This window comes from Pseudomonas sp. EA_65y_Pfl1_P113 (assembly GCF_963970525.1).
Taxonomy (GTDB): domain Bacteria; phylum Pseudomonadota; class Gammaproteobacteria; order Pseudomonadales; family Pseudomonadaceae; genus Aquipseudomonas; species Aquipseudomonas tritici.
Map to the genome: position 1 here is coordinate 1 of NZ_CAXAQM010000449.1, position 483 is coordinate 483.

Below are 483 nucleotides of genomic sequence, written 5' to 3' on the forward strand. Positions count from 1 at the left end.
CAATAATATTGGCGGGGATAGCCATCCTCGGGCAGGAAGCGCAGCGCGCCCTCGGGCCACACGATCAAGCGCGGGGCGGGACCGGGCTTACCGCTCAGCCGCGCGAGCTGGCGCAAATTGGCCTCGGCATAATCGTCGCGCGGGCGCTGTTCCTGGTCGAGATCGGGCTGGACGACGCGCACGCGCGGGGCGGTGGCGGTCATGCGGGTCGGGGCGGGTTGCTCCAGCGCGGCCATGCCGAGGAGTATCGGCAGCGCGAGCATGGCGGTGCTCGTCCGCCACTGCCGCGTGACGGCGAGCAAAACGGCACCCGCCGCGAGGACAGCGACCCCCGACAGGGCGTAGGTGCCGAGATAACGCGCGCTCGCCGCGATCGGGGTCGGCAACCACATCTCCGACAGCGGATTCCACGGATAGCCGGTAAAAAGCGTCCCCCGCAGATATTCGGTGGCGATCCAGGCAGCGGCGAAGCTCAGCACATAG

1 pseudogene is annotated in these 483 nt (G+C 68.9%); it reads right to left on the reverse strand.

Annotated features, from left to right (window positions below):
- Positions 1-483 (reverse strand): annotated as a pseudogene (locus AACY52_RS30515) (hypothetical protein); the annotation flags it as partial.